A 24,325-nucleotide genomic window follows, 5' to 3' on the forward strand; every position below is an offset into this window, starting at 1 on the left:
TCCAGCCTCACTGTTTTTTGATCCGTTTGGTGTAGTAGTACCAGCCGCCGGCTGCAAGAATGACGATGATGATAATCCCCGGGAAGAGCAGCGGGTTCCCCGGCTGGTTCGCAGTGTCGGCCATTGCACCGGAAATGCCGACATCCTGCAGGGTGGAGATGACATTCCCGTCTGAGTCCTTGAAAGATACCTGGATCGGTACGCTAACCGTGTTGTTTGCTGCCGTAAAGGTTACTTCAAAACTACCGAAATCATCTGGCTTGAGCGCACCGATCACGTAGGATCGGTACGGATCCTGGGGAATCGCCGGGGATAATGCCGTAACCGTCACGCCATTTGCGGTCGTGAGGCCGGCGTTTGTCACATCACCTGTTACGTGATAGACCCCTCCGGTGAGTTTCACCACAACATTGGTGACCCTGGGAGTTGCCTGTTTCTTATCGGTTCCAAATGTTACCGGTAATGACCGGGCAATTGAGTGGTGGTTATCCCCATTGTCATATTTCACCATCATGGTCAGGATGGATTCCATATCCGGGGTAACAGAAAGCGTTGTATTTATGGCGGAATTGGCGCCGAGCTGGCCAAGGTACTGCGTTGAAGGCGTTATCGTTGTCCCGTTACCAGTAACCTCAAGAATAACATTTTTCACTACATTCTGACGAGGGTTGGCTATCTGGACAACGATTGTATCTTTCTTCCCTTTAGTAAAAGTGTCCGGTTTACTGATGACACTTAGCATAAGGGGCGTATTGTCCACTTTTACCGGCGTACGGTAATACAGGCTGTCCGCATCCCGGAAATTAAGAGAGAACGTCGGGTAATACGTACCATCCAGCTCATTGGTCATAACATTGAATACATACGTCCGGGTCTGGAGCGGGCCGATATTGGACGAGGAATCGTACGTGCCGCTGGTGAGAGCGATGTCATTGTCACCAAATGTCGCATGGTTGACCATAATACCCTCTGAAGTTGTGGTATTGCCGGTATTTGAATTGCCATTGGTGATTGCAAAGGTCGCGGTTGCAGTATCTCCGGTAAAGAGGACTGCGGGGTCGATGGTATAACTGGATACATACACCCTGCCTGCAGAGGTAATTGAATCCGATGTTGTGTAACCACTCACCGGAAGGACGAGCGCTCCGAATGCCACAAGAAGGAACATGAATAGTACAAAACCGGTTCGGGTGCTGCGGGGCATACACCGTGCCCCTTTTCCCAAAACACCCTGCTTCCTTTCAAACAATATATCCCGGATTCCATGGCCATTTACAAAGCGGTTATATAAGAACATTCGCGCATCCTCTGATCTGCAGTTTCCTTCTGCATATAGTTCCACTAATGTTTTACCCGGAGCTTAAAAAAGGTCTTAGAGAGGAGAGCGCCATTCGAAATACATTCGGGGTCGCCACAAGTCTAGTAATCACTATGCCTTTAGCAGAACCGAAAAAATACCGTGACGGGGCCGGTTATGTAATGAGATAGAGATGCAAATCGTTTTACCGGGTCGTATATGCCACGGATTGGGGGGATTCAGGAATTTCGTCCCCGGGGCCGGAACGACAGAGGGGGAGAGGGTACTTCTGGCTGATCATACCAGCAAGGAATTACCCCCGGCGTGTCCTCAACGGAAGGGAGGGCGCAAAAGTACAAGGAGATTGCCATTGTACATTTGCCCGCTCCTGCCTCACCGGTATTCCGGTAAGGCTTCACTACCTCCTTATAGGGACCATCGCCATGTACCGGCGATTGTTCCCGGGTATGACGTTCCTGAATTCCATTTTTATCCTGCTGTGTAATCCCGCAGCATCTCATCAGATCCTGGAAAATTTCGTCCCCGGATACCCAACGGTAAAAGGCAGATCCTGTATGCGAATGCGAGTGCCTGATGCGACGGTGAATATAATCTGCATGGCATGATTAATGACGGCAATGAGGATCGGTGAATCTCGGTCCAGTGCGGGTGGGGCACTGGGGTACGGTGGCATTAGATCCTCCGCAACGAGCAGGGCTGTTTGCAGTCCGGCCGACCTCGCTGGCATGGAAATGTTCTCTGGGTATGGCGTCTTCTGGATCGTCTCGGGTCTTGGCATCGTTCACTCAATAAATCACACACAAACCACCCCGGCGATTTATAGCACTGAGGGGATCTCCTGTTCCGGTATTTTAGAGGTTAGAATTCTTCTCCATCTATTTCGGAGAGGATCCCTTACATCACGGAACTAATATGGCTTCAGAATGCCACAATCACGAGCATGGGCCTGCAGCATCCTCACGTTCAGCATCATGGCACGGACCTCCTCCATTTTCTGTTCTTTAATGTCCGCGAGAATCTCCGCAAATGGCTTTGCGGGCCGGAATCTCTTCACCGGCCGCCCTTTTACCCCACCTTGTGCTGCTCGGCAGGATATCCAGTTTCTGTTGAGCAGGTATGTAGTCGCAAGACTGACTTCAGGTTGGCGGAGATTTGCCCCTCTCTCAATATCTCGTATTGTGGATTCCGGTTTTGATAGCAGGTACACAAGTACTTTGGAAAAGGATCTCTTGACTCCAAGTTCTACGAGAAGATCTATTACGGTTTCATCATCTTCTGTGAAATAGGTAATTTCTCTAAGTTCCATACTGGCATTCACCTAGCACTTTATCGTAATTTTCCTCCATCTCATTGCTCTCCCATTACCCGGTCATGCTAGGCGCTGTCCAACCGTGTTGAGGATTTTGGCAATGACTCGGGCGCTGTCTCGGCATTTTTGGGATCCCCCTTCTTCAAGAACCTGCAGATGCCTGCGTATTTCGCTGATTTCATCAGAGGTGATGATAAACCAGTGGTTACTCTGATACATGCTGGTCACCCCCCGGTTTCTGGACCTCCAGTTTTGACAGGTATATCCACACCCAGAAAAAGGCAAACAACCCCCCGACTATTTCCCCAGCCACTATGCCCCACCAGATTCCGGTCTCTCCCATACCAAAGATAAACGTGAACAGGTATGCAAAGAGAACGGCAAAAACCAGGCTTCGCATGATAGTCAGGAACAGCGAGGTTGGCCCTTTTCCCACACCCTGAAGGACTGAAGACGAGATAAGCCCCAACGGCACAAAGGGATAAAACAGGCACATCACCTGGATGAATGCGGCAATTGTCGGATAGAGATGCGCCCCCTCCTGAGAATACGAGAATATCGCGGCGATCTGATTGGCAAACACCCAGGTGATCGTGCTCACGCAGAGTGCAATCAGGATCCCGAACAGGATCGCAAACCGGTGAGTTTCCCGGATCCGGTCAATATGCCGGGCCCCGTACGCTGCACCGACTACCGATACGACCACGGTCCCGGTTGCAACGACCGGGACGATCCCAAACGATACGACCCGAAAGCCCACCGAAAAGACGGCGACCGAATCGGTGTTTGCTACGAGAACCAGCATCAGGTTAAGAATAATATTTAAGATCGACATCGCAAGATACTCGACACTGGCCGGAATCCCGACGGTCAGGATATCCTGTGCCTCACTCCGGCACGGTGCAAAGATCCGCCACGAGAGGCAGACGAACAGGTCTTTTTTGACAAAGAACCAGTACAGGAGCACCGCGGTTACTGCTGCAAGGGAGATGACCGTCCCCCAGGCCGCCCCGGCGACTCCGAGGCCCAAGCCATAGATTAGGATCGGGTCGAGGATAATATTCAGGATGGACGCTGCCACCATGGCGTACATGGTTCTCTTGGCATCGCCCTCCGCCCGCAGGATCCCATATGCGGCATTGACAAAGATAATAAAAAACGTGCCGCCGAAAATGACCTGCCCGTACGATGTAGCAAGACCCGCTGTTGTCCCGGCGCCAAACAGGATCGCGATAGGCTTTGCAAAAACGACAAGCGGGATCGTGAGGACGAGGGAAATAATGACCGCAATAACAATCCCGTGAAGGGCCGTGTTACTCGCACCATTCCGATCGCCGGCACCGATTTTCCGGGCAATCGCCGAAGTTGCACCTGCCCCTATACCCGTGCCCAGGCCGAGAAGGATCATAAACATGGGGCTTATGAACCCGACAGCTGCAAGAGCATCGGAGCCAAGCCCTGCGACCCAGATAGCGTTTACCACGTTGTAACTGGACATCAGGAGCATGGCGATGATTAGCGGTGTTGACAGGCTGATGATCGCTTTTTTCGGATTGCCGGTCAGGATCTCGACGCCTTCTGTCGAGTCCGTACTACACCCGGTTACGGGATCTTTTTTCTTTGGCTGAAAAAATGGAATACGCATTTATTCCTCCTCATTCATGCCGCAACGCATCGATCGGGTTGAGGTTTGCTGCCTGCCACGCGGGGTATACCCCACAGGCAATACAGATTAAGATCCCAAACCCAACGCCCTCGACCACGGATTCCAGGCTTGCTATGGTGAAGAGATACTCCGTGGTTCCGAGCATCAGGGCACTCACCGCATACCCTCCAAGGAAACTGAGGACCCCTCCGATCAGGCTCCCGGTCACACCGATGATCGCTGCCTCGTAGATGAACATATTCATCACCTCTTTTTTCTGGGTGCCGATGCTCCGCATGATCCCGATCTCTTTTATCCGCTCATTTACGGACATCATCATGATGTTGAAGATGGAGACCCCGGCAACAAGCATTGAGATCCCGCCGATCGCAGTCACGAATGTTGTTACCGTCCCAAACGTCTCGTAGATGGATGAGAGCGTTGCCTTGCTGTCGGTTACGGAAACGGTTTTATCCTTGGTATTCCGGTTGAGCTGCTTTTCAATGGTGGTCTTGACATCGGCAGTATCGCCATCGCTGACCTTGACGATGACCTCGTTTAGCTCGTCATCGGTCGTGCCGAAGGCCGTCTTGAACCAGTCCTTGGTTGCCACAAGGGCGCTGTCGGTGCTGATGTCGAAACTCATGCCCCGTTCCTTGATGATGCCGGACACCCTGAGCGTACCGTACTCTCCGTCCTGCCCTATGGTGATCCGCGACCCCACTTTGACATTATGGTCCTTTGCAAACGTCGATCCAACAAGGCAGGCCGAGTTTCCGCTTGGGTAATCCCCGGCTTCAAGATCCGGGAGCAGGTCTTTTGTATCATCCTGGGGCAGACCGTACATGGTCGCAACGATATCATCACTGCCCACCCCCACTTTCATGTGGGCGGATTTTGACATTACCGGAATCGCCACGTTCGGGGCAACTGCCCGTTTGATCTTCTGGTAGTTCTGATCGGTCAGATACAGATCGGATGATGATCCGCCACCTCCACCGCCTCCCGGTCCCATGCCGCCGCTGCCAGCGTAGGGTGTGACAATCACGCTGTCCCCGACCGAGGACAGACTCGAACTGATAGACTGTGTCATGCTGTTTCCGAGAATTCCCATGGACGCTATGGCGACGACGCCGATGATGATCCCGAGCATGGCGAGGCTCGAGCGCAGCATGTGGATCCGGATGTTCCGCTTTGAGATCTCCCAGAATATCCCGCTCATGATGCGATTCTCCCATCAACGATCCGGATCGTCCGTTCAGTGTACTCCGCGACATGGGGATCGTGGGTAACCACGATAATCGTCGATCCTTTCCTGTGCAGTTCTGTCATGAGCTCCAGGATGCTTGCCCCTGTCTTTGAATCGAGATTGCCTGTCGGCTCATCGCAGAGCAGGATGTCGGGATCGTTAATCAGCGACCGTGCGATTGCAACCCGCTGCTGCTGGCCGCCCGAGAGTTCAAGGGGAGTATGAGTATAGAGTGCCTCATCAAGCTGGACGGCCCGGAGTACTTCGATCGCCTTTTTCTCATCTACCTGTTTCTGGCTTTTGAGCATCTGGGGGAAACTGACGTTCTCGATGATGTTTAGGAGCGGGAAGAGGTTGAAGTACTGGAAGATAAACCCGATTCGGTCCCGCCGCAGGTTGGTGAGTTCGACATCGCTCATCGCACGGACACCAATCCCGCTGATAAAGATATCCCCTCTCGTGGGCATATCAAGGCAGCCCATCATGTTCAGGAGTGTTGATTTGCCCGAACCTGACGGCCCCATGATCGAGATAAACTCCCCACGCTCCATCTCAAAGGAGATGTGATCGAGTGCCATCACATCCCCGGACTTGAGCGGGTAGATCTTTACGACATCCTTAAACTGGATGACCGGTGCCATGATGTGGCCTCACTGTTTCCTGATCTTTTTAGTGTAAACATACCAACCGCCGGCTCCCAGCACAATCAGGATGATGATGCCCGGGATGACAAACGATGTGCCCCCCTGCTGGTTCTTTGAATCGGTTTCTGTGGCTTGGCTCAGGCTCACCATCTGCCCGGATGAGAGGAGGTTCCCGTCGGAATCCTTGTAGGATGCCTGAAGCGGAATACTGGTCTCTCCGCTGGCGGCGAAGGTTACTTCGAAACTGCCGAAATCGTCAGGCTTTAAGGCACCGATCACGTAGGTTTTGTACGGGTCCTGAGGTACGGCCGGAGACAGGGCATTTACCGTCACACCGTTTGCAGTTGTAAGGCCGGCGTTTGTCACATCTCCGGTAACGTGATAGACCCCATCGTTAAGTTTCACTACAATATTACTGATCTCGGGGGCTGCCTGCTTCTTGTCGGTCCCGAACGTTATCGGTAGTGACTGGGTGATCGAGTGGTGGTTGTCCCCGTTGTCATATTTCACCGTCATGGTCGGAACTGATTCCGTATCCGGGGTAACAGAAAACGTCACATTTGTGGCGGAGTTTGCGCTGAGCGCACCGAGATACTGCGTTGAAGGCGTTATCGTTGTCCCGTTACCAGTTACTTCAAGAATGACATTTTTCACATCATTTTGCCGGGGATTGGCTATCTGCACGGTTACCGATTCCTTCTTCCCTTGAGTGAACGTGTCCGGCTTGCTTATAACACTCATCATAAGGGGGGTATTGTCCACTTTGACCGGGGTACGATAAAACAGGCTGTCGGCATCCCGCAGGTCTAACGAGAACGTCGGGTAATAGGTTCCGTCAGACTCGTCGGTTGCAACGGAGAACACGTATGTCCGGATCTGGAGAGGCCCGACATTTGAGGATGTGTCGTATGTCCCGCTCACGAGCCGGATATTATTATCCCCGAATGTCGCATGGTTGACTACAATGCCCTGCGTGGTTGTATTCCCGGAGTTCGAGTTGCCATTGGTGACAGAAAATGTCGCTGTGGCGGTATCGCCGGAAAAGAGGACGGCCGGATCGATCGTATAACTGGATACGTAGACCTTGCCCGCAGCTACAAGGGAGTCGGGTGTAGTGTAGGCACCTGCAGGAAGTACCAGAAATCCTATGGCTACGATAAGGAGCAGGAACGCTCCGAACGCGGATCGGCGGGGGGAAATTTGTTTCCCGGATCCCAGATGCGACAATCTGTTGTGTGTTGTCAGATCCCGGATACCCGGGTCTTTCCGAAGTTGTGTTATTCCAAACATTTGCTTTTCCTCAAACTTGTAGTAAAATTTTTTACAACTTGCTTTGTTAGGTCTACCTTACATTGTTAATAATGTTTCTGTAAAAGCAGTAAAATTTTTAACAACTCAACGATCACCATTAGATAGATGGTGGGCATTTCTGCGTCTCTTGTCAAATCGCTCAATGATCTCGGTTTATCCAATTACGAGGCGAGCGTATACGCCGCGCTGGTATTGTACGATAATGCAGAAGCAAAAGATCTCGTGGGTTTTCTCTCCATCTCAAAGCCAAGCGTGTACGAGTCCCTGGATCATCTGGCGGAAATGGGGCTTGCCGTAAAAAGAGTGTCCAAGCCGGCACGGTACAGTGCGGTCTCCCCGGAAATGGCCATTGATCTCCTGATGGGGAATCACAAGCGGGCCGCACACCTGGCACTGGAGGGCTTAAAAAAACTGGAAACAGAGAAGGTGCCGACCGATAAGGAAGACGCTCTGTGGACAATCTACGGTGATGCAAATATCGGGTACAAAATCCGTGATCTTTTCAGGAAGGCAAAAAGCCAGATCACCTGCATGATTGGTGAGCGGTACCTTCCATGTATTGAGCGTTGTAACATCGGGAATGTTTCGTTGCGGCTTATCGTGATCTCAGATTCACCGGACATTGAGAGAAAACTGCATGAACTATTCCCGGGAAAAAATGCAGACCTCCATGTTGTATCCTCGGAAAAATTTATGGTCCCTCCACCATTTGCGCCCCCGGAATTTGCAAAAGCCAATAAATTCATGAATTTTGCAAATACCCTTGAACTGCTCGTCGATGACGAGGAGATTCTCATGATCCCGCCGTTTGTATCAGGATCGGTTTCGGTTCTCAATACGAGGAACAAGGGTACGATCTTCCAGATGAAACTGATGACCCAACTCAACTGGAGACGGTTTATCGATGGGGAAGAATTCTCCTTCCCCCCGCCACATCAAAAGAAAAAGCGGGTGTGACCGGAAAATCGCAGGTAATTTATTCCTGACCCCAGTACTTCTCTAAATTTTCCTTTGCAAACATCAGAATTTTTTAATAGGACTTGCCGAATCGATTCCCGGTCCATTGGGGGTACCCACCTCAACCAGCCCGGGGTGGCACCCCCCGTTCCCAAAACCGGGAGGTACCCTGACCCCCGACCAATTTTTTAAAAGCACGATACCCCCACCCACCTGTCCGGGCATAAGAGGGGGCCTACCCCCCATTCCTGCATTTCCAAAACCTGTGATTCGCGTGGAGTTATCGTCTGAAGGTATATTTTGCCGGCCGATGGCTTGGGGGGGTAGGGGCCTCTTTTCTTGCAAAGGTGTACCCCCCGCTCCCAAAAATGAGAGGTACCCTGACCCCCGACCGATTTTTTAATAGCATGATACCCCCACCCCCCTCTTGTGGCCCGGGTGTGGGGGGTGTCACCTAAATGAGGGGTACCCCCTCCTGGCATAAAGGAGGGTGGCGGCTGCCAAAAAAAGGGTACTCCCGCTTCCAGATCTGGCTCATACGAATTTTCGGCGGTTGTTCTTTCAACGTAAAAATAGAGAAGTACTGGACCCGGGGAATCCGTTCCTGCAAATAAAAAATCAAAAACGGGAAAGATCACTAAAAATTATTGGGAGACCCCGAACGCGATGGTGTAGATCGCATGGTGGTTTTTGTCAAGGGAGAGGGCGTTTTCCACACTGGTCGCATTATACCCGGTCATAGGAACGCCGCCGAGATTTAGTTCGGTTGCCATTAAGAGGACATTCTGGGCTACGTGCCCTGCTTCAATGCTCGTGCTCTGGAGGGCCATGTCGTTGCCGAACTGTGCAAACGGCGTGTAATTTGCGACGATGAAGATTGTTGCCGGAGCAGTGAGTGCAGAATTCTGACCTTCTGCCTGCAAAAGTGCCGACATCCCCGCCCCATCTTCGTACATGACAAGCGAGTGGCCGGCTGGCTGGTACGCATACACACCCTGCGGAAGTCCAGTGATGTTGTGTGCTGCAAGGTACAGGGTCAGCGGATAAGTGGCCATCGCGGAGGGTGCGGTTCGCTTCCCGGTTGTTTTATTGGTTATTCCCTGCCCGGCCCAGAGTATTTTTGATACCTGTGGGAGCGTGAGTGCGGAGTTCTGGTATTGCCGGCCCGAGCGCCGGTTTAGAAGGACATCGTCCAGCGTTTTAGCGGTGCTGTGGTCCGGCTCCGGCAGGGCGATACTCTGGTTTATGGCAATGGTCGGGGTATCCTGAAGGGAAACCGCGGTCTTTTGCAGGGCTCCGGTCCCTCCCGGGGCGGGAGCAGAATAGATATTTGCGACAAGTATGAGGCCCAGCCCGGCGAGAATCACGATCGGGATGATCACGAGACGGTTATCGATCATTTCAGTTCACGGTGTAATTTCTTATCGGCATTATTTAAACCGCGTGAACCGGCCTGGTTGTAAAAAAAAGAGTGGTAAATGATCAGAGGAAATTGGTTGGCGCCGAGAGGGTCTCCGAGGTCATCACGTACGACGTCATGAAATATGCTGCGAGGAGCAGGATGACGATGAGCGGGATGATGACCGCAATGGCGACAGCAAGGATCGCTTTGCCGGTGCTCATTTCCTGAAGGTCGCGGATTCCGAGGATCCAGAGGATGAGCGACCAGATGAGAAAGATAATGCCGATGAACGGTATCCACCCAAGGAGAAGGCGCGGTGTGCTTCCGTAAATCACCGATTTGATGCTCTGCATGATTCCCTTGCGTCCGCCCAGAACATAGACCCACAGGTGGAGCCAGGCCCCAAAAACCAGCGTGATAATGATCTCTGCAACAAGCACGATGAAAAAGACAAGGATCGGAACGGCCGCCCCGCCGAGCACGTGTGCATACAGGGGCGTCATGGACGTCCAGATGGCAGCGATAATCGCAGATAGGACTGCGTTTATCACGACAAGAATGGCAAAATAGGTAAACACGTTTCCTGTCTCATCGGCTTTTGCTTTCTGGAATGCTTCACCGGGACTGAACAGGAATCCCCTGACCTTTTCAACAAGTGATTCGATCATACTTTGCTGGTATGGCATAAAATTATTTAAAATGGGACCGCGTGATGTAAAATCCGAAAACCCTCACCATCTTTCAAGGATCCGTAAACTCTCCACGGCCCCGTCGAACGATTTTACTTCGATAACTGCGGTCGCATTCTTCTGTTTCATCGCAGAAATAACCGGGCGAAAATCGATGTTCCCTTCCCCCACGGTACTGTGGGAGTCCTGTTTTCCGTTATTGTCGTGAAGGTGCAGGTGGGAAAAGGGTGTGGCAAGAAATCCCGGCAGGCACCGGTTGAGGTTCGCGTGCCCGACATCGAGCGTGAATTTTGAACCTTCAATGATCGCAAGATCGTCAGGAGTCCGCAGGTTGAAAAAATTCATGCCTCCCATGTTCTCAAACGAGAACGTGACCGAGAGATCGCGGGCGGCGGCGTTGAGTTCCCGAAGGGATTTTTTGAACTGCCGGCCGGCAAGCTCCCGTTCGTTCTCCCAGGCAAAATACCCCGGGTGGAGGACAACCGGGGCGCCAATCTCTGCGGCTACCGCAAAACAATCGGTTATCACCCCGACACTTGCCGTGCGGATCGGCTCAAAGACGCAGGCGATGTTGAGGCCGTGGAACGGGGCATGGATCGTGAAATCTGCGGAATAACTCCCGAAAAGTTCCGGGCTTGTTACAGAATGGAGGCCCTCGTCCATGACCTCGATAAGCCGGGTGTGAGCTGAGAGCCGGTCCAGCGCATCGGAGAGCGGCTCTTCAATGAGGCAGTAGGTCGAGATACCGATCATTGGTGAGCGATATCATGAGACGGGATAAATAGGTATGGATTTTTATCCGGGCCGGATCACGGCCGCCCTAATAGACCGGCAGCAGCCCGGGGTGGTTCCCGGTCAGGGACCGGCCGCCGACCGGTGTCACGGCAAACGTGTTCTCGATCCCGACAAGGCCGACATCCTTAATCCCTTTCTTTGGCTCGATGGCAAAGACCATGCCCTCTTCGAGCGGCTCGTCGAATCCTTTGGAGATGACCGGGCTTTCATCGATCTCAAGGCCGATCCCGTGCCCGAGGAACTTCACCGCGTTCTGCCCGTAGCCCATGAAGTTTTCGAGGAATTCCGGTTCGAGCCTGCCCATGACCGTTGAATAAATCTCGGTGGGGATCGCACCCGGTACAAGGAGCGAGGCGACATCGTCCTGCACCGCGACGCACCGCTCGTGGGCCCGGATCGCCACATCGGGAATCGCTTTTCCGAACATGTACGTCATGGTCTTGTCGGTCTGGTATCCCTCGACACCGCAGCCGATATCGATCACCACGAGATCGCCTTTCTTGAGTTTTCGTTCCCGGCTCCCCATGAGGGGGATCGCGGGGTGCAGGCCGGAGATCCCCCCGGGGGTGTCGACGCAGATGGGAGCGATCGAACTGGTCCCGAAATCGATCTGGCCAAGAACCATCTCGTTGAACATGCCAAACCGAATGATCCCCTGGTGACCTTCCCGTACCATGACCGAATAGAGTTCGGTGGCAAGCGCGACCTCGTCCATCCCTTCCAAGAGAAGGTCCGGCACGAGGTCTTCTAACACATGCCGGTGGATCTTTCCCGCCCGCTCCATGAGGGAAAATTCGTACGGGCTTTTTACCGACCGGACTTTCGCCACCTGTGCGTCAAGCGGCTGAACGCCGGAAAATGCAAAATGCTTGTTCATCCGGCCGTACTGGGCGAGCGTGACCGTATCGAGTTCCAGGTACACCGGTTTGTTCACTTTCCCGGTGACTGCCGCTGCGTCCCGGTAACTCGTCATCCGCCGGATATCCGGGAATTCTGATTCCGCGGTTGCACGTTCGTAGCTTCTCCGGACCCAGAAGACCGCGTCCCGGTCTCTCGGGATAGTCAGCAGTCCATCCTGGATGGTGCCGGTGAAATAATAGAGATTGATCTTCCCGGTGATCCCCGCGACCTCCCAGTCCGGGTGATCGCGGTCCATCCGGTCCCGGAACCGGGCCATTCTTCGTGTTAGTTCACTGGACGGGACTTTCATGATTCTGCCTGTAAAAATTGGCCGACTATGCTATTTATCGGTACTGAAAACCAGAACGGGAATTTTAAAATTTTGCGATAGTAACCTAAAACCGGGCTGTCGTGATCATTTTCCGGCAGCATAAATACCGGAAGACCGTACATATCCGAAAGTTGTGCCATCATGAGGGGAGTCCAACCGATTATCGCTCTTGTTATTGCCAGTTGCCTCCTCGTCTCCCTTCTGATCCTGTTAAGTTTCGGCACAGTCCCCGGGCTTTCCTCCCCAACCAGTGCTTCCCCGTCAGTCTACCTCCTGTACGCCTCGGCAGGAACAATGCCCCAGCTGCTCAACACCCACCAGATCGATGCGTTTCTCGTCTGGGAACCGGTGGTCTCCAATGCCGAGCTCTCGGGTATCGGAAAACGGGTTGCGGTCCCGTCAGATCTCCCGCCCCCGGGGAAATGGGATGCGGCCGCCATCAACGTCCTCGTCCTGCGCAACGATACTATCGAACAGTACCCGGACATCTCGGCGCTCCTCTCCGCACTGACCATGGCAGCCATTAACCGCACCAACGATGACCCGGCCCGTGCCGAGAAGATCACGGCGGCATGGGTCTTTGGGGATGAACCGATCCTGACACCCGTGGGATCGCTTGAACCGCTCGCCGTGGAACAACGCTCCTTTAACAACATGGTCTTTACTGCCACTGCAGTTCCTGCGGATTCCGGCATTGTCAAAAGTGTGGCAGCGGTAGCACCTGATGCCGACAACCCCGGGGCCGTAGTGCTCCGGGGGCTCGCGTTCTTAAATGGTTCGGCCGTCCCGCGGATTCCTGAAAATATCCCGACCCTCAACATCGGGTACATCCCTTCAAGCGATAATTACGCTCCGCTCTATGTCATGGTCAAGGACTCGCAGTATTTTTGCGACCGGTACAATTTCTGCCTCGTCCCCGATTCCCCCTCAGCCAGCCGGCCGGTCGCCTGCACGCTTCTCTATAACGGGACCCCGATGGCCCACGTCACCCTGGAACCCGGCCAGTCGGGCGGGGGGATCATGACCACGATCGGCCAGAAAGCCCTCGAAGGCGCCTACCTTGGATCCGTGCCGGCCGAACTCCAGATCGGCCTTGGCAACCCGGCGACCATTATCCAGTCGATTAACACGGGCGGCACGGGCCTCGTGGTCGCAAACACCGCTCCCTGTAACGACTGGGATGGTTTTGTCCGCTGGGCAAAAATCCGCTCTGCTGCCGGGAAACCCGTCGTGATCGCGACCGTGCAGAGCTCCATCCCTGAGGACATGGTGCGCGAGGCATGTGAATACGAAAATCTCTCGGTGAAATTTTATGGTACTGACTTTACGACAAACACTGCGTGAATACGGCAAAGGCCTTGTGGTCATCGTTCTCATCCTTGTCGCATGGCAGGGGGCGGCGATGGTCATCCAGAACAACTACATCCTCCCGGAGATTGGTGAGATCGGAGGGGTGCTCCTCTCCCCGGTTGTCCCAATCCTCGGCGGCCAGAGCCTTTTGGCAAATATGCTCGTGAGCCTCAGGGAAGTCCTGACCGGCTTTTTCTGTGCCGCGGCACTTGCCATCCCCCTTGGCCTTCTTATAGGCTGGTCGGCCGAGGTCCGGGCCTATCTCAACCCGGTCATCCAGATCCTCCGCCCGGTTCCCCCGATTGCCTGGATGCCGTTTGCCATTGCGTGGTTCGGAATCGGTTTCAAGTCAATCCTCTTTATCATTGCTTTGGGAGCGTTTTTCCCGATCCTGATAAACACGGTCGATGGCGTGGAGCGCGTCCAGAAACGGTGGATTGAGGTTGCGGAGATCTTCCATGCGACCTTTTTCGAAAAATTCAGAACGGTCGTCATCCCCGGTGCCCTCCCCACGATCTGGACCGGCCTGCGGGTCTCCTTTGGCGTGGCATGGATGTGCGTAGTTGCAGCCGAGATGCTGCCCGGGACCACCGCCGGCCTCGGGTTTTTGATCATGTACGCCTACAATCTCGGGCAGCTCCAGGTGATTGGGGCAGGCATGATCGTTATCGGGATCATCGGCATTGGTGCGGATGCCCTCTTTCGGGCAGGACAGGCACGGCTCTTTGGCTGGCAGGGGAGAGACTAAATGACGGACCCGGTTCTTTCCCTTGACGGGCTCACAAAGACGTTCTCTGAAGACGGGAAGACCTGTCCCGCCCTATGCGGCATCTCATTTGATGTCGGCGCACAGGAGATCGTCTGCATCATGGGGCCCTCCGGGTGCGGGAAGTCCACGCTGCTGCGGATCATCGGGGGTCTCGAACACGCGGATGCCGGCACAGTACAGTGGGATGCAGGAAACGAGAACGGAGGCCTGTCGGCAGCTATGGTTTTCCAGGATCATGCCCTTTTCCCGTGGCTCACGGTGGAAGAAAACCTCGTGTACGGTCTACGGCTTTCCGCCCAACGGGTGCCGGAGGATGAGATTCGCCGGCGGGCAGACACGCTCCTGTCGCTCACCCATCTCGGTGCGTTTGCGCAAGTTTTCCCTCACCAGCTCTCGGGCGGGATGAAACAGCGGGTCTCGGTAGCCCGGGCGCTCGCGGTAAAACCCGACGTCATCTTAATGGACGAACCGTTCTCTGCACTCGACCCGTTTACGCGAAGGGAACTGGAAGATGCGATCCTAGAGATCCGAAGGGACATGAAGACGACGATCCTGATTGTTTCGCACGATCCTGAAGGAGCCGTGTACATTGCAGACCGGATCGTGATTCTATCAGAACGCCCGGCTACGGTCGCGGAGATCCACTCAATCGATCTTCCTTACCCGCGGGACCCGGCGGATCCTGCGTTCATCAGGCTCCGCGAGCAGGTGACACAAAAAGTGCTCGGGAAACAGGGTGCGACCCGGCAGTAACAGCCAGCGTTACGGCCCGGGTCAAAAAATTCCACTCCGGGTCTGCTAGAAAATTTTTTTAAAGACGTCAGGTTGATCGCCCCGCTCATCTAGCATCTCATAAAACCCACCGGACAAACGCATTTTTTTATAACGACATATCCCGGTATTTTTTCAGGTACTGCGTTCAATAATAAAAGATACCCCATGAATACGACCCGGACACCATTGCAGGGCGGGAAAGGTTCCCCCCATGCAGCAGAAAAAGAACGGGAATCAGCCCTGTTCCTGAGTCTTCTTGCAGCGGCGGCTCCCGCCATCCCCAAGCTTGCCGCAGCAGTCCTCTCGGGATCAGTTACCCTCTATACCTCCGCCATGAAGACGGTCAACGAGGCCGTCGGTGTCCTGATCTCATGGATGATCGCCCGCAAGATTGCACGAGGCGATCCCGGCGTCTACGATTACGGCATGGGAAAATGGGAAAATATTGCGCGGATCATCACCGGCAGCGTGATGATCATCTCCTTTGTCATTCTCATCTTTGCCGCATCCTACCGGCTCTTCTTTCCGACATCTCTCGGGACGAGCGGGGTCCAGGCCGGCATTGTCATCGTCATCGTGATGGTCGTCGTTGACGGTTATTTCTCGATCCGTAATTACCGGATCGCGGTACGGGAACCCTCGCCCCTCATGGATTCCCAGTGGCGCCTTTTCAGGCTCAAAGCCTTTGCAAATCTCGTGGTTCTCTTCACCCTGGCCCTCGCGATTCTCTGCGCAGGTTTTCCGTGGGCCGTGTATATCGATCCGGTTGCCTCGTTTATCATCATGGGAATTCTCCTCTATTCCGGGCTCGGGATGATCCGCTCGTCACTCCCGGATCTTCTTGACCAGACCCTTGAAGAGGAACTCCAGCTCGTGGTGGTAAAAGCACTGGCAGACCATTTCGACCACTACGAACAGCTCCACGGGGTCAAGTCGCGGCGGAGCGGGGGCTGCGTATATGTCGACATCTACCTGGAATTCCGGGGAGACCTGCCGATGTGCGAGGTGCAGGATACGATCGACCGGATGAAAATATCCCTGGAGTCCAAAATACCAAAAAGTACGGTAAATATTATTCCTTCGAGTGGCAGGTGCGGACGGGGCAGGCTCTGATTATCCGGATTATTTGTTTTTTACCACAAGAACCATGCAATCTGCCATTTGCAGGATACTCTCAGCAACACTCCCCAGAATCAGCCTTGTGAGACCGGTCTTACCCAGGGAGCCGACAACGATCAGATCAACGTTGTTTTTTACTGCAAACTCAGTGATTACCTTTGCAGGTCTTCCAGACAGAATGGAGGTCTCTACTTTTTGCCCGTCTGCGATCATTTTTGCATTTTCAAGGGCTTTTTCTCCCTCTTTATTTAACGTCATATAAAGATCGCCTATTAATACTCCTGCCTCCGCCGATGTAATCGTAACATCGTCAACCACATATACGACATAGACCGTTGATCCAAATTCACGGGCCAGCGCAAGACCTTTCTTCACGGCAGGTTGATTTTTCTCTGATCCGTCCGTTGCTATCAGAATCTTTTCAAATACCTTTGTCATCCTTTCTCTCTTCACAAATCGTGAGTATAAGCCTTTTCTTTCGGGCTTATCATCAATCAGGTTCATTTTCCCGCCCGGGTATTTACGTCTGTTTTTAGTTCTGTCCCTAGATCTCGTATTTACAAACATTCGGACCACGTTACGCTGGATAATACTGCAGTACTTAAGGTAACGTTTTTTGCTCCCGTAGAAATCGACATAATCCGCATGGTTCACTCAGAAATTATGAAAATGGGATAACAGGAAATTTTGGGATGGCTTCCTGCCCTGAGCGGTGGCACTCATCATTACCTTTTAAAAAGTTTGGCGGGATCAAAAGAGGGAAGGCTTGAGTAAAAATTAAAAAAAAACACGTCACGGAAAAATTATTTTTGGTTCTTATCCGCTTCCCAACGGTCCATCACGTCTTTGCCTTCGACAAAGACAAGCCCGTGCTTTTTCGCGTAGGCCTTCGCGCCGGCTTTCGGGAGGGCATAACCGGACTCCTCGTCCAGCATCTCGCAGATCGTAATAGAGGGGGTAATCCCGGCCATCCGGGCCATTGCTACCGAGAGTTCGGTCTGACCACGGCGCTGATCGAGAAGACCGTCTGCCGCCCGGAGGATCGCACAGTGGCCCGGGGTCCGGAAAAATTCGGAGAAGTGCGCCCCACCGCCGTTTAAGGACTCTATGACCTGTTCGGCAATCGCCGTTACCGTGAGCGCCCGGTCATTGTCGGTGATACCGGTGAACGTCTTCTTGTGGTTGACCCAGAGCGAGAACGAGGAGTGGTTCTTCCGGTCGTACGGGATGTCGCCTTTCTGCTCGGCAAAATGCGTGGCTTCGAGCACGTCGCTTGCAAACGGGAGGCCGAGGTTCTCTGCTGCGACCGGGTCGATCGCGGTGCAGATCAGGCCGCCGCCGTCCTTTCGCATCCGGAGAATATCCTGCGGCTTTACCGCGTCGGACCGGATCGCAAAGTCAGTCTCGCCCTCGCGGTCGTCAAAATCGTAGAGCAGAATAAATTTCCCGTCGCCGAGTGCCGTTAACGCCGCGTCAATCATGCGGGCCCTCCGCGTGGACGGCTGCATGGACGAGAGGGGCGACCTGCGTGTGGGGGGATGGGTTTGCCTCTGCGAGAGTTCCGGCCCGGCCGTCCCAGGCTTCGAGCACATCGTTCCCGCCGATAAAGGCAAAACCGTGTTTCTTTGCGTAACGCTTCGCGTCCTCGTGGGTCATCGCCTTTCCCGTCGCATCGTCCAGGAGTTCACAGATCGTGACGGCCGGCGTCACACCCGCCATTGCGGCAAGAGCTATCGAGAGCTCGGTCTGGCCACGGCGCTGGTGGAGGAGGTCGTCATCCGCACGCAGGAGCGGGCAGTGGCCCGGGGTCCGGAACTGTGCGGCAAAATCCACGTGTCGGCCGGCCATCACGTCACTGACCGCCCGGCCGATCTCCGTTATCGTGAGCGTCCGGTCCCGGTCGGTGATGCCGGTGAACGTGTTCTTGTGGTTGACCCAGAGCGAGAATGACGAATGGTTTTTCCGGTCGTACGGGATGTCGCCAATCGTTTCACTGAGGCTGGTCTTTGCAAATACATCGCTTGCAAAGGGCAGGCCGAGCCGGTGGGCGGCTGCCGGGTGGACTGCGGTGCAGATCAGGCCGCCGCCGTCTTTTCGCATCCGGAGAATGTCCCGGGGCGCAACAGCATCGGCCCGGATCGCAAGATCCGTCTCGCCTTCCCGGTCGTCGAAATCATAGATCAGAAAAAACTTACCAGTTCGCAGTGCCGTTAATGCCTCGTCAATCATATGCCACCTCAATTACTACACGATCATTCTCTTTTACGCCCAGTGCATCGCGGAGACCGGTTGCCGCGATGACCTCCACGATATCCTCGGGATAATGGCTCCGACCAGGGACAACGATCCCGCAGGGGATATCGTTGATCCGGCAGGGCAGGCACCGGACTTCCCCGAACGTCCGGCCATCCGCGGAGAAACCGTGGATCGGGACCCAGGTCAGTGCCTCCATCTTCTTTCGTGTCGGGATGTCGGCCCCGGCAAGTCTCAGGTTAAGGGTGCCCGGGAACGGCTCAAAGCCGAGGTGCCGGAGGAACTGTTTCTTGTACGGCTCGAGGCTCATGTAGTACCGGCCCTCGCCAAGACCGTTGATCACGACACCGGGAAGCGTGTAGTGCCCTCCTTCGTGGGCAAAGAGCCGGCAGTATTCCGCGTACTCGCGCCGGAGTTCGCCTTCCCCGTCTTTAGTTACCGTGATGTGCTGGCCGTCCGGGTTTAAGGTCCGGCTGATCAGCCGCTGGCCTTCGAGCGCCTTTAAGCGCCGGGACGCGGTCTGGGGACTCGTCTCCAGCACCTCTGCAAGTGTCTGTGACGAGATAAAGACCGGCTCCCGGCACCCGCCCATGAGGGCGATCGCTTTGAGACATTCGAGTTCTTCGGCCAGCGTCATGCCTATCAAAATTGAGATGCTTACTATTTATGGATTCCTTTCCTGCCTATCCACTCATTTTCTCCGTCGTGGTTCGCTTTTTGTCGAACCTGTATTCGTTAGGTATTTAACAGGCAGGGTCGATCTAACTGAGCATGAAATCCGGATTGCGCAACCAGCTCGCCGAGAAGATGGCGGGTGAGATTACGCTGTCGGACTCACCGGGGCTTGCGCTCAAAAAGTGGCGCCAGAACTTCGAGATACCGCCGGGCATCCTTTCGGATCGCCTGGGGGTATCGCCCTCCGTGATCAGCGATTACGAGAGCGGCAGGAGAAAGAGCCCCGGAACCGCCGTGGTCGGCAAGATTGTCGACGCCATCCTCAACATCGATGAGGAGACCGACGGTAAACACATTCACAAATTTTCCTCCATGCTCTTTAGTGGCGTCGCCGATGACGTGATCCTCGACATCCACGAGTACACGAACCCGATAGCATTACAGGAACTGACCGATGCGATCGGCTGCACCCTGCTCTGCGGGCCCATGGAACAGACCATTTTTGGTTACACGGTGGTCAACAGCCTCAATGCGATCCTCCAGCTTTCAAGCGAGGAGTTCAACCGCATCTACGGCTGGAGCACGGAACGGGCGCTCATCTTCACGAACGTCTCGACCGGCAAATCACCGATGGTCGCGATCCGGGTCACGGCATTCAAGCCGAGATCCGTGATCCTCCAGGGGATTAACGCGGAGAACGTCCACCCGTTTGTTGCAAAACTGGCGGACCGGGATCACATCACGGTACTCTGCACGGAGATGGAGATTGAAAAACTCGTGAGTACACTGAGGGAGAAAGAATGGTAGGCATCATTACTTACGGTGCATATATCCCGAGATACCGGATCAAGGTTGAGGAGATCACGAAAGTCTGGGGCGCAAACGCCTCGGATATTACCGGGGGACTGGGCGTATTTGAGAAGTCCGTCCCCGATCTCGATGAGGATGCCGCAACGATTGCGGTCGAAGCGGCACGAAACGCCCTGAAGCGGCGGACGGTCGACCCCGAGAAGATCGGGGCCGTGTACGTGGGCAGCGAATCGCACCCGTACGCGGTCAAGCCGACGGCCTGCACGGTCGGGGAAGCGATCGGCGCAACCCCCCACATGACGGCAGCCGACTACGAGTTTGCCTGCAAGGCGGGAACCGCTGCGATCCAGACCTGCATGGGCCTGGTGAAAAGTGGCATGATCCCGTACGGGCTTGCGATCGGTTCCGATGTCTCGCAGGGTGCGCCAAGCGACGCCCTCGAATACACGGCAGCGGCCGGCGGGGCGGCGTATATTATCGGGAACGACAACCCGATTGCGACGCTCAACCACACCTGCTCGTTTACCACGGATACGCCGGACTTCTGGCGCCGGGAGGGACAGGCGTACCCCCGGCACGGCGGCCGGTTCACAGGAGACCCGGGCTACTTCAAGCACGTGAAGGGTGCAAGCAACCTGCTCTTTAAGGAGATCGGAACCTCGCCCAAGGACTACACCTACGCGATCTTCCACCAGCCCAACGCAAAATTCCCGCAGAAGGTCGCAAAGGATCTCGGCTTCAAGCCCGAACAGATCAAGCCCGGCCTTGTCGTTCCCTGGCTCGGGAACACCTACTCGGGCGCCTCGCCCATCGGCCTTGCGGCGACGCTCGATATCGCAAAACCCGGCGACCGGATCTTTGTCTGCTCGTTTGGGTCCGGTGCCGGAAGCGACGCGTTCGACATCACGGTGACCGACGCGATCACGTCCGATGCGTTCCACCGCGATGCAGCGCCATCGGTGATGCAGCTCTTAAAAGACCCCATCTACCTGGACTATGCACGGTATGCAAAACACAAGGGAAAGATCGTGATGCAATCATGAGAGACGTAGCAGTTATCGGGATCGGGTGCACGAAGTTCGGCGAGAAGTGGGAGAGTTCCTTCCGTGATATCTTTGTCGAGGCAGGGACGCTCGCCCTTGAAGATGCCCAGCTCTCGGGCGAGAAGATCGACGCGATGTACGTCGGGAACATGAGTGCGGGCCGGTTCATCGGGCAGGAGCACATCGGGGCTTTGATCGCCGACTACGCCGGCCTCGCAACCCGGCACATCCCCTCGACCCGTGTCGAGGCGGCGTGCGCATCGGGAGGCCTTGCCTTCCGCCAGGCTGTTATCGCGGTCGCGAGCGGGATGGAAGACATCGTGATCGCCGCCGGCGTCGAGAAGATGACCGATGTCGGCTCTGACGAGAGCACCGATACGCTGACCGGGGCTGCCGACCGTGAGTGGGAAGGCTTCATGGGCGCAACGTTCCCGGGCCTGTATGCGATGATCGCACAGGACTACATGCACAAGTACCACATGACCCGCGAGCAGCTGGCGCAGGTCGCGGTAAAGAACCATTTCAACGGCGCGAGAAACCCGATCGCACAGTTCCAGAGCGAGATCACGCTCGACACCGTGCTGAAATCTACGATGGTCGCAGAGCCCCTCCGGCTCTTTGACTGCTCGCCGGTGACGGACGGGGCGGCAGCAGTGATTGTCGCACCGCTCGACCGGGCCCGCGAGTTCACGGACACGCCGATTAAAGTGCTCGCGACTGCGCAGGCCAGCGACTCGATCGCGCTGCACGACCGGCGTGACATCTCGACGATGGACGCAACGGTTGCGGCGGGCAAGCGTGCGTTTGCGATGGCGCACCTGACCCACAAGGACATCGACATGGTCGAAGTGCACGACTGTTTCTCGATCGCGGAGATCTGCGCCATCGAGGACCTTGGTTTCTGCAAGAAAGGCACGGCCGGCAAGTTTACTGCCGATGGCGAAACCGCTCTTGGCGGGAAGATCCCGGTGAACACGAGCGGCGGCCTCAAGGCCTGCGGTCACCCGGTCGGTGCGACCGGCATCAAGCAGGTCTGCGAGATCGTCCAGCAGCTCCGGGGCACGGCCGGCAAACGCCAGGTCGACGGCGCGAAGATCGGTATGACGCAGAACGTGGGCGGGACGGGCGCAACGGTTGCGGTCCACATTCTCGGGAGGGTATAATCATGACAGTTGCACGGTTCTGGAGACACCTGCCCCAGCGGTACAACATGGTGGGAACGAAATGCGAGAAGTGCGGCAGGCACTTTTTCCCGCCCCGGACCTTCTGCCCGGACTGCCGCCGGGCCGGGAAAATTGTCGAGCACAAATTCAGGGGCGAGGGCACGGTTGTCACGTTCACCGTGATCCACACGGCGGCCGAGCAGTATTCGATGCTCACCCCCTACGTGCTCGCGATCGTGAAACTCGACGAAGGCCCGCAGATCACGACGCAGATCGTGATGGACCCGGCCAAGGCAAAGATCGGGATGAAGGTCAAGAGCGTGTTCCGCAAGATCGCCACCGATGGCGAGAGCGGGATCATCCACTATGGTACGAAGTTTGTGCCGGTGGAATAGATCTTTTTCTTTTTTAGGTGGAAACAGATTTTTCTACAGATTGGTTCGCTACCGCTATTGTAAACGGACTACAATATATCCAAACTCATTCGAGTGACGAAGTGGAACGGGGAGTGGTATTGTTGCGGCATTAAATTTTTTCCCAATAAAAGTATTAAGTTAGTTTTTCTTGAATTGTTTTTATTTTCTTTTCTTTTATTGTGAAATATAACCTATAATAATAATTTACTTTTGGGGTGGGGATATCCCAAATAATTATGTTTTCTTTCCATGAAGGAATGGATTTTTTCTTTCGTAACTCTATTTCTGCATTGGTCATTCTTTGGTTTGATCCATCTTCTATAACAAATTCTAAAGGACCTCCTCTTCTAGGATCTTTTTCGTCACATTTTGAAAGACAATGTGTTTTTTGAATATCTCCCGATAACCGAATTTCAAAAATAATTTTTTCAGTAATCCTAGCACAATTAAGAGTCAGAGAATCCTTATTACCAGATAATGCCTTTTTAAACGCATCAGATGCAAAAACAACCCTTATTGATTTTTCTTGACCCGCCTCTATACCCACAGGGACATCAAAAGAGATCTGAGTATATTTTGTAGAAGTTGTTTTTGTGAAATGTCCATCTGTTTCGCAAAGCATGCATGTTTGTGGACTAATTTTTTTCAAATCCACTTCTTCCTTCTGAACAAATGCCCTAATGATATCTAATGTTGGGACCCGATCCTCTGAAGAATAGTCTACTTTAAAATCGTTATATACGGAATCCTCTTCCATATTATTTTTTAATATTCTGAAGGTTTCAGACTGACATTGTCCTGTAGTTAATGAGGATTCATCAAAAACTAATTTTTTTTGTAATATGGGTTGTATTACATCGTATGGAATTCTATCAAGACTATTAATAAGTTTAAGATCTTGTGTGGTTTTTATCGATTGCATAATCAAATAACATATAAAAAATATAATTAGCATTAACAGCAAAATTTCTGAAATAATAATTTCATTGGGAAGTCTGATTAAAAGCTGGGATACAGTTACAGATACTATAATTGTAATTATCCAGCCAACAGTTTTCCAATTCTTAAAAAAAATTCCTTGACTGTTCCACATATACTTAAATTAATAAAATAGGACATTAATTTTTCTCTGTCTCTTCCATCACTTTTGTCAGGGCCATGTCTGTCACCAATTCTATGGAATTTTGTATATCCTTCATTCTATTAAAACCCCCCCTAGAGGATGTCACCATTATACTACGTATAATGGTGACATAGACTTGCTTATCAACTTGCTTGTTTATGTAACGTAACACAGTGTCTGGTTATTCATTTCCATCCTCTTGCTTACCCCAAAACCCATCCATCCCCCTGCCGCCAATCTCCCCAACGCTCTGCCCGACGGGTTGATACCGGGCAGCCCC

Annotated in this window: 25 protein-coding genes; 9 read left to right on the forward strand and 16 right to left on the reverse strand. The window is 53.8% G+C overall.

Translation table 11 applies throughout. The annotated features are described in order from the left end of the window. Positions 1-7 precede the first annotated feature (7 nt). From WCX19_RS00815 to WCX19_RS00840, 6 genes are all read right to left on the reverse strand, one after another. Entirely contained in the window at positions 8-1,204 is a 1,197-nt protein-coding gene (locus WCX19_RS00815) for a COG1361 S-layer family protein (RefSeq protein ID WP_373003522.1), read from the reverse strand. 1,021 nt (positions 1,205-2,225) lie between these two features. After that, on the reverse strand, positions 2,226-2,624 hold the full coding sequence (locus tag WCX19_RS00820) for an ArsR family transcriptional regulator (RefSeq protein WP_373003525.1): 399 nt from the start codon (positions 2,622-2,624) through the stop codon (positions 2,226-2,228). Between the two features lie 208 nt (positions 2,625-2,832). Then, positions 2,833-4,272, reverse strand: coding sequence for an MATE family efflux transporter (locus WCX19_RS00825; RefSeq protein ID WP_373003528.1), 1,440 nt, complete (start codon positions 4,270-4,272; stop codon positions 2,833-2,835). Positions 4,273-4,282: 10 nt separating this feature from the next. Then, the gene (locus WCX19_RS00830) at positions 4,283-5,494 is read right to left on the reverse strand and encodes an ABC transporter permease (RefSeq protein ID WP_373003531.1); all 1,212 of its coding nucleotides are present in this window, start codon (positions 5,492-5,494) and stop codon (positions 4,283-4,285) included. Further along, on the reverse strand, positions 5,491-6,162 hold the full coding sequence (locus tag WCX19_RS00835; RefSeq protein ID WP_373003533.1) for an ABC transporter ATP-binding protein: 672 nt from the start codon (positions 6,160-6,162) through the stop codon (positions 5,491-5,493). The genes WCX19_RS00830 and WCX19_RS00835 overlap by 4 nt, the downstream gene beginning before the upstream one ends. 9 nt (positions 6,163-6,171) lie before the next feature. Continuing rightward, complete coding sequence (locus WCX19_RS00840) at positions 6,172-7,455, reverse strand: COG1361 S-layer family protein (protein WP_373003536.1); 1,284 nt, start codon at positions 7,453-7,455, stop codon at positions 6,172-6,174. 126 nt (positions 7,456-7,581) lie between these two features. Here WCX19_RS00840 and WCX19_RS00845 point away from each other — a divergent pair, with 126 nt between their 5' ends. Beyond that, a complete protein-coding gene (locus WCX19_RS00845) occupies positions 7,582-8,433 on the forward strand; it encodes a TrmB family transcriptional regulator (RefSeq protein WP_373003539.1) in 852 nt (283 codons plus the stop codon). A gap of 644 nt (positions 8,434-9,077) precedes the next feature. On the opposite strand, the gene WCX19_RS00850 is transcribed toward WCX19_RS00845, so the two are convergent. From WCX19_RS00850 to WCX19_RS00870, 5 genes are all read right to left on the reverse strand, one after another. Next, positions 9,078-9,833, reverse strand: a complete 756-nt coding sequence (locus WCX19_RS00850; protein WP_373003542.1) for a SagB/ThcOx family dehydrogenase — start codon at positions 9,831-9,833, stop codon at positions 9,078-9,080. 82 nt (positions 9,834-9,915) lie between these two features. Then, on the reverse strand, positions 9,916-10,503 hold the full coding sequence (locus tag WCX19_RS00855) for a YIP1 family protein (RefSeq protein ID WP_373003545.1): 588 nt from the start codon (positions 10,501-10,503) through the stop codon (positions 9,916-9,918). 63 nt (positions 10,504-10,566) lie between these two features. Then, the gene (locus WCX19_RS00860) at positions 10,567-11,277 is read right to left on the reverse strand and encodes a sugar phosphate isomerase/epimerase family protein (protein WP_373003548.1); all 711 of its coding nucleotides are present in this window, start codon (positions 11,275-11,277) and stop codon (positions 10,567-10,569) included. Positions 11,278-11,344: 67 nt separating this feature from the next. Next, entirely contained in the window at positions 11,345-12,529 is a 1,185-nt protein-coding gene (locus WCX19_RS00865; protein WP_373003551.1) for a M24 family metallopeptidase, read from the reverse strand. Further along, complete coding sequence (locus WCX19_RS00870; protein ID WP_373003555.1) at positions 12,526-12,693, reverse strand: hypothetical protein; 168 nt, start codon at positions 12,691-12,693, stop codon at positions 12,526-12,528. Before WCX19_RS00870 ends, WCX19_RS00865 begins: the two co-directional genes overlap by 4 nt. Between WCX19_RS00870 and WCX19_RS00875 the strand changes: the two genes are divergently transcribed. The 4 genes from WCX19_RS00875 (at position 12,692) to WCX19_RS00890 (ending at position 16,556) form a co-directional block, all read left to right on the forward strand. Beyond that, positions 12,692-13,894, forward strand: coding sequence for an ABC transporter substrate-binding protein (locus tag WCX19_RS00875; protein ID WP_373003558.1), 1,203 nt, complete (start codon positions 12,692-12,694; stop codon positions 13,892-13,894). The two genes, WCX19_RS00870 and WCX19_RS00875, sit on opposite strands and share 2 nt — an antisense overlap. Further along, positions 13,863-14,648 carry an ABC transporter permease gene (locus WCX19_RS00880; protein ID WP_373003561.1) on the forward strand — a complete coding sequence of 262 codons (786 nt, stop codon included), beginning with the start codon at positions 13,863-13,865 and terminating at the stop codon, positions 14,646-14,648. Before WCX19_RS00875 ends, WCX19_RS00880 begins: the two co-directional genes overlap by 32 nt. After that, positions 14,649-15,422, forward strand: a complete 774-nt coding sequence (locus WCX19_RS00885) for an ABC transporter ATP-binding protein (RefSeq protein ID WP_373003564.1) — start codon at positions 14,649-14,651, stop codon at positions 15,420-15,422. Positions 15,423-15,608: 186 nt separating this feature from the next. After that, entirely contained in the window at positions 15,609-16,556 is a 948-nt protein-coding gene (locus WCX19_RS00890; RefSeq protein WP_373003567.1) for a cation diffusion facilitator family transporter, read from the forward strand. Positions 16,557-16,565: 9 nt separating this feature from the next. Here the strand turns inward: WCX19_RS00890 and WCX19_RS00895 are convergent, their stop codons facing one another. The 4 genes from WCX19_RS00895 to WCX19_RS00910 form a co-directional block, all read right to left on the reverse strand. Beyond that, the gene (locus tag WCX19_RS00895; protein WP_373003569.1) at positions 16,566-17,066 is read right to left on the reverse strand and encodes a universal stress protein; all 501 of its coding nucleotides are present in this window, start codon (positions 17,064-17,066) and stop codon (positions 16,566-16,568) included. Positions 17,067-17,365: 299 nt separating this feature from the next. Further along, positions 17,366-18,043: a 3,4-dihydroxy-2-butanone-4-phosphate synthase gene (gene ribB, locus WCX19_RS00900; RefSeq protein ID WP_373003572.1), complete on the reverse strand. Its 678-nt coding sequence runs from the start codon at positions 18,041-18,043 to the stop codon at positions 17,366-17,368. After that, complete coding sequence (ribB, locus tag WCX19_RS00905; protein ID WP_373003575.1) at positions 18,036-18,791, reverse strand: 3,4-dihydroxy-2-butanone-4-phosphate synthase; 756 nt, start codon at positions 18,789-18,791, stop codon at positions 18,036-18,038. The genes ribB (WCX19_RS00900) and ribB (WCX19_RS00905) overlap by 8 nt, the downstream gene beginning before the upstream one ends. Beyond that, a complete protein-coding gene (locus WCX19_RS00910) occupies positions 18,784-19,452 on the reverse strand; it encodes a DUF120 domain-containing protein (protein ID WP_373003578.1) in 669 nt (222 codons plus the stop codon). The genes ribB (WCX19_RS00905) and WCX19_RS00910 overlap by 8 nt, the downstream gene beginning before the upstream one ends. A 134-nt stretch (positions 19,453-19,586) precedes the next feature. Here WCX19_RS00910 and WCX19_RS00915 point away from each other — a divergent pair, with 134 nt between their 5' ends. From WCX19_RS00915 to WCX19_RS00930, 4 genes are read left to right on the forward strand one after another with little or no spacing between them, the layout of a single operon-like run. Beyond that, complete coding sequence (locus tag WCX19_RS00915) at positions 19,587-20,297, forward strand: helix-turn-helix domain-containing protein (RefSeq protein WP_373003581.1); 711 nt, start codon at positions 19,587-19,589, stop codon at positions 20,295-20,297. Then, positions 20,291-21,343: a hydroxymethylglutaryl-CoA synthase gene (locus WCX19_RS00920; RefSeq protein WP_373003584.1), complete on the forward strand. Its 1,053-nt coding sequence runs from the start codon at positions 20,291-20,293 to the stop codon at positions 21,341-21,343. Before WCX19_RS00915 ends, WCX19_RS00920 begins: the two co-directional genes overlap by 7 nt. Continuing rightward, a complete protein-coding gene (locus tag WCX19_RS00925) occupies positions 21,340-22,506 on the forward strand; it encodes a thiolase domain-containing protein (protein ID WP_373003587.1) in 1,167 nt (388 codons plus the stop codon). Before WCX19_RS00920 ends, WCX19_RS00925 begins: the two co-directional genes overlap by 4 nt. A gap of 2 nt (positions 22,507-22,508) precedes the next feature. Then, on the forward strand, positions 22,509-22,901 hold the full coding sequence (locus WCX19_RS00930; protein ID WP_373003590.1) for a Zn-ribbon domain-containing OB-fold protein: 393 nt from the start codon (positions 22,509-22,511) through the stop codon (positions 22,899-22,901). Between the two features lie 154 nt (positions 22,902-23,055). Here the strand turns inward: WCX19_RS00930 and WCX19_RS00935 are convergent, their stop codons facing one another. Beyond that, a complete protein-coding gene (locus tag WCX19_RS00935; RefSeq protein ID WP_373003594.1) occupies positions 23,056-24,015 on the reverse strand; it encodes a hypothetical protein in 960 nt (319 codons plus the stop codon). Between the last annotated feature and the right edge of the window lie 310 nt (positions 24,016-24,325).

Source organism: Methanoregula sp. (genome assembly GCF_041663825.1).
Taxonomy (GTDB): Archaea; Halobacteriota; Methanomicrobia; order Methanomicrobiales; family Methanospirillaceae; genus Methanoregula.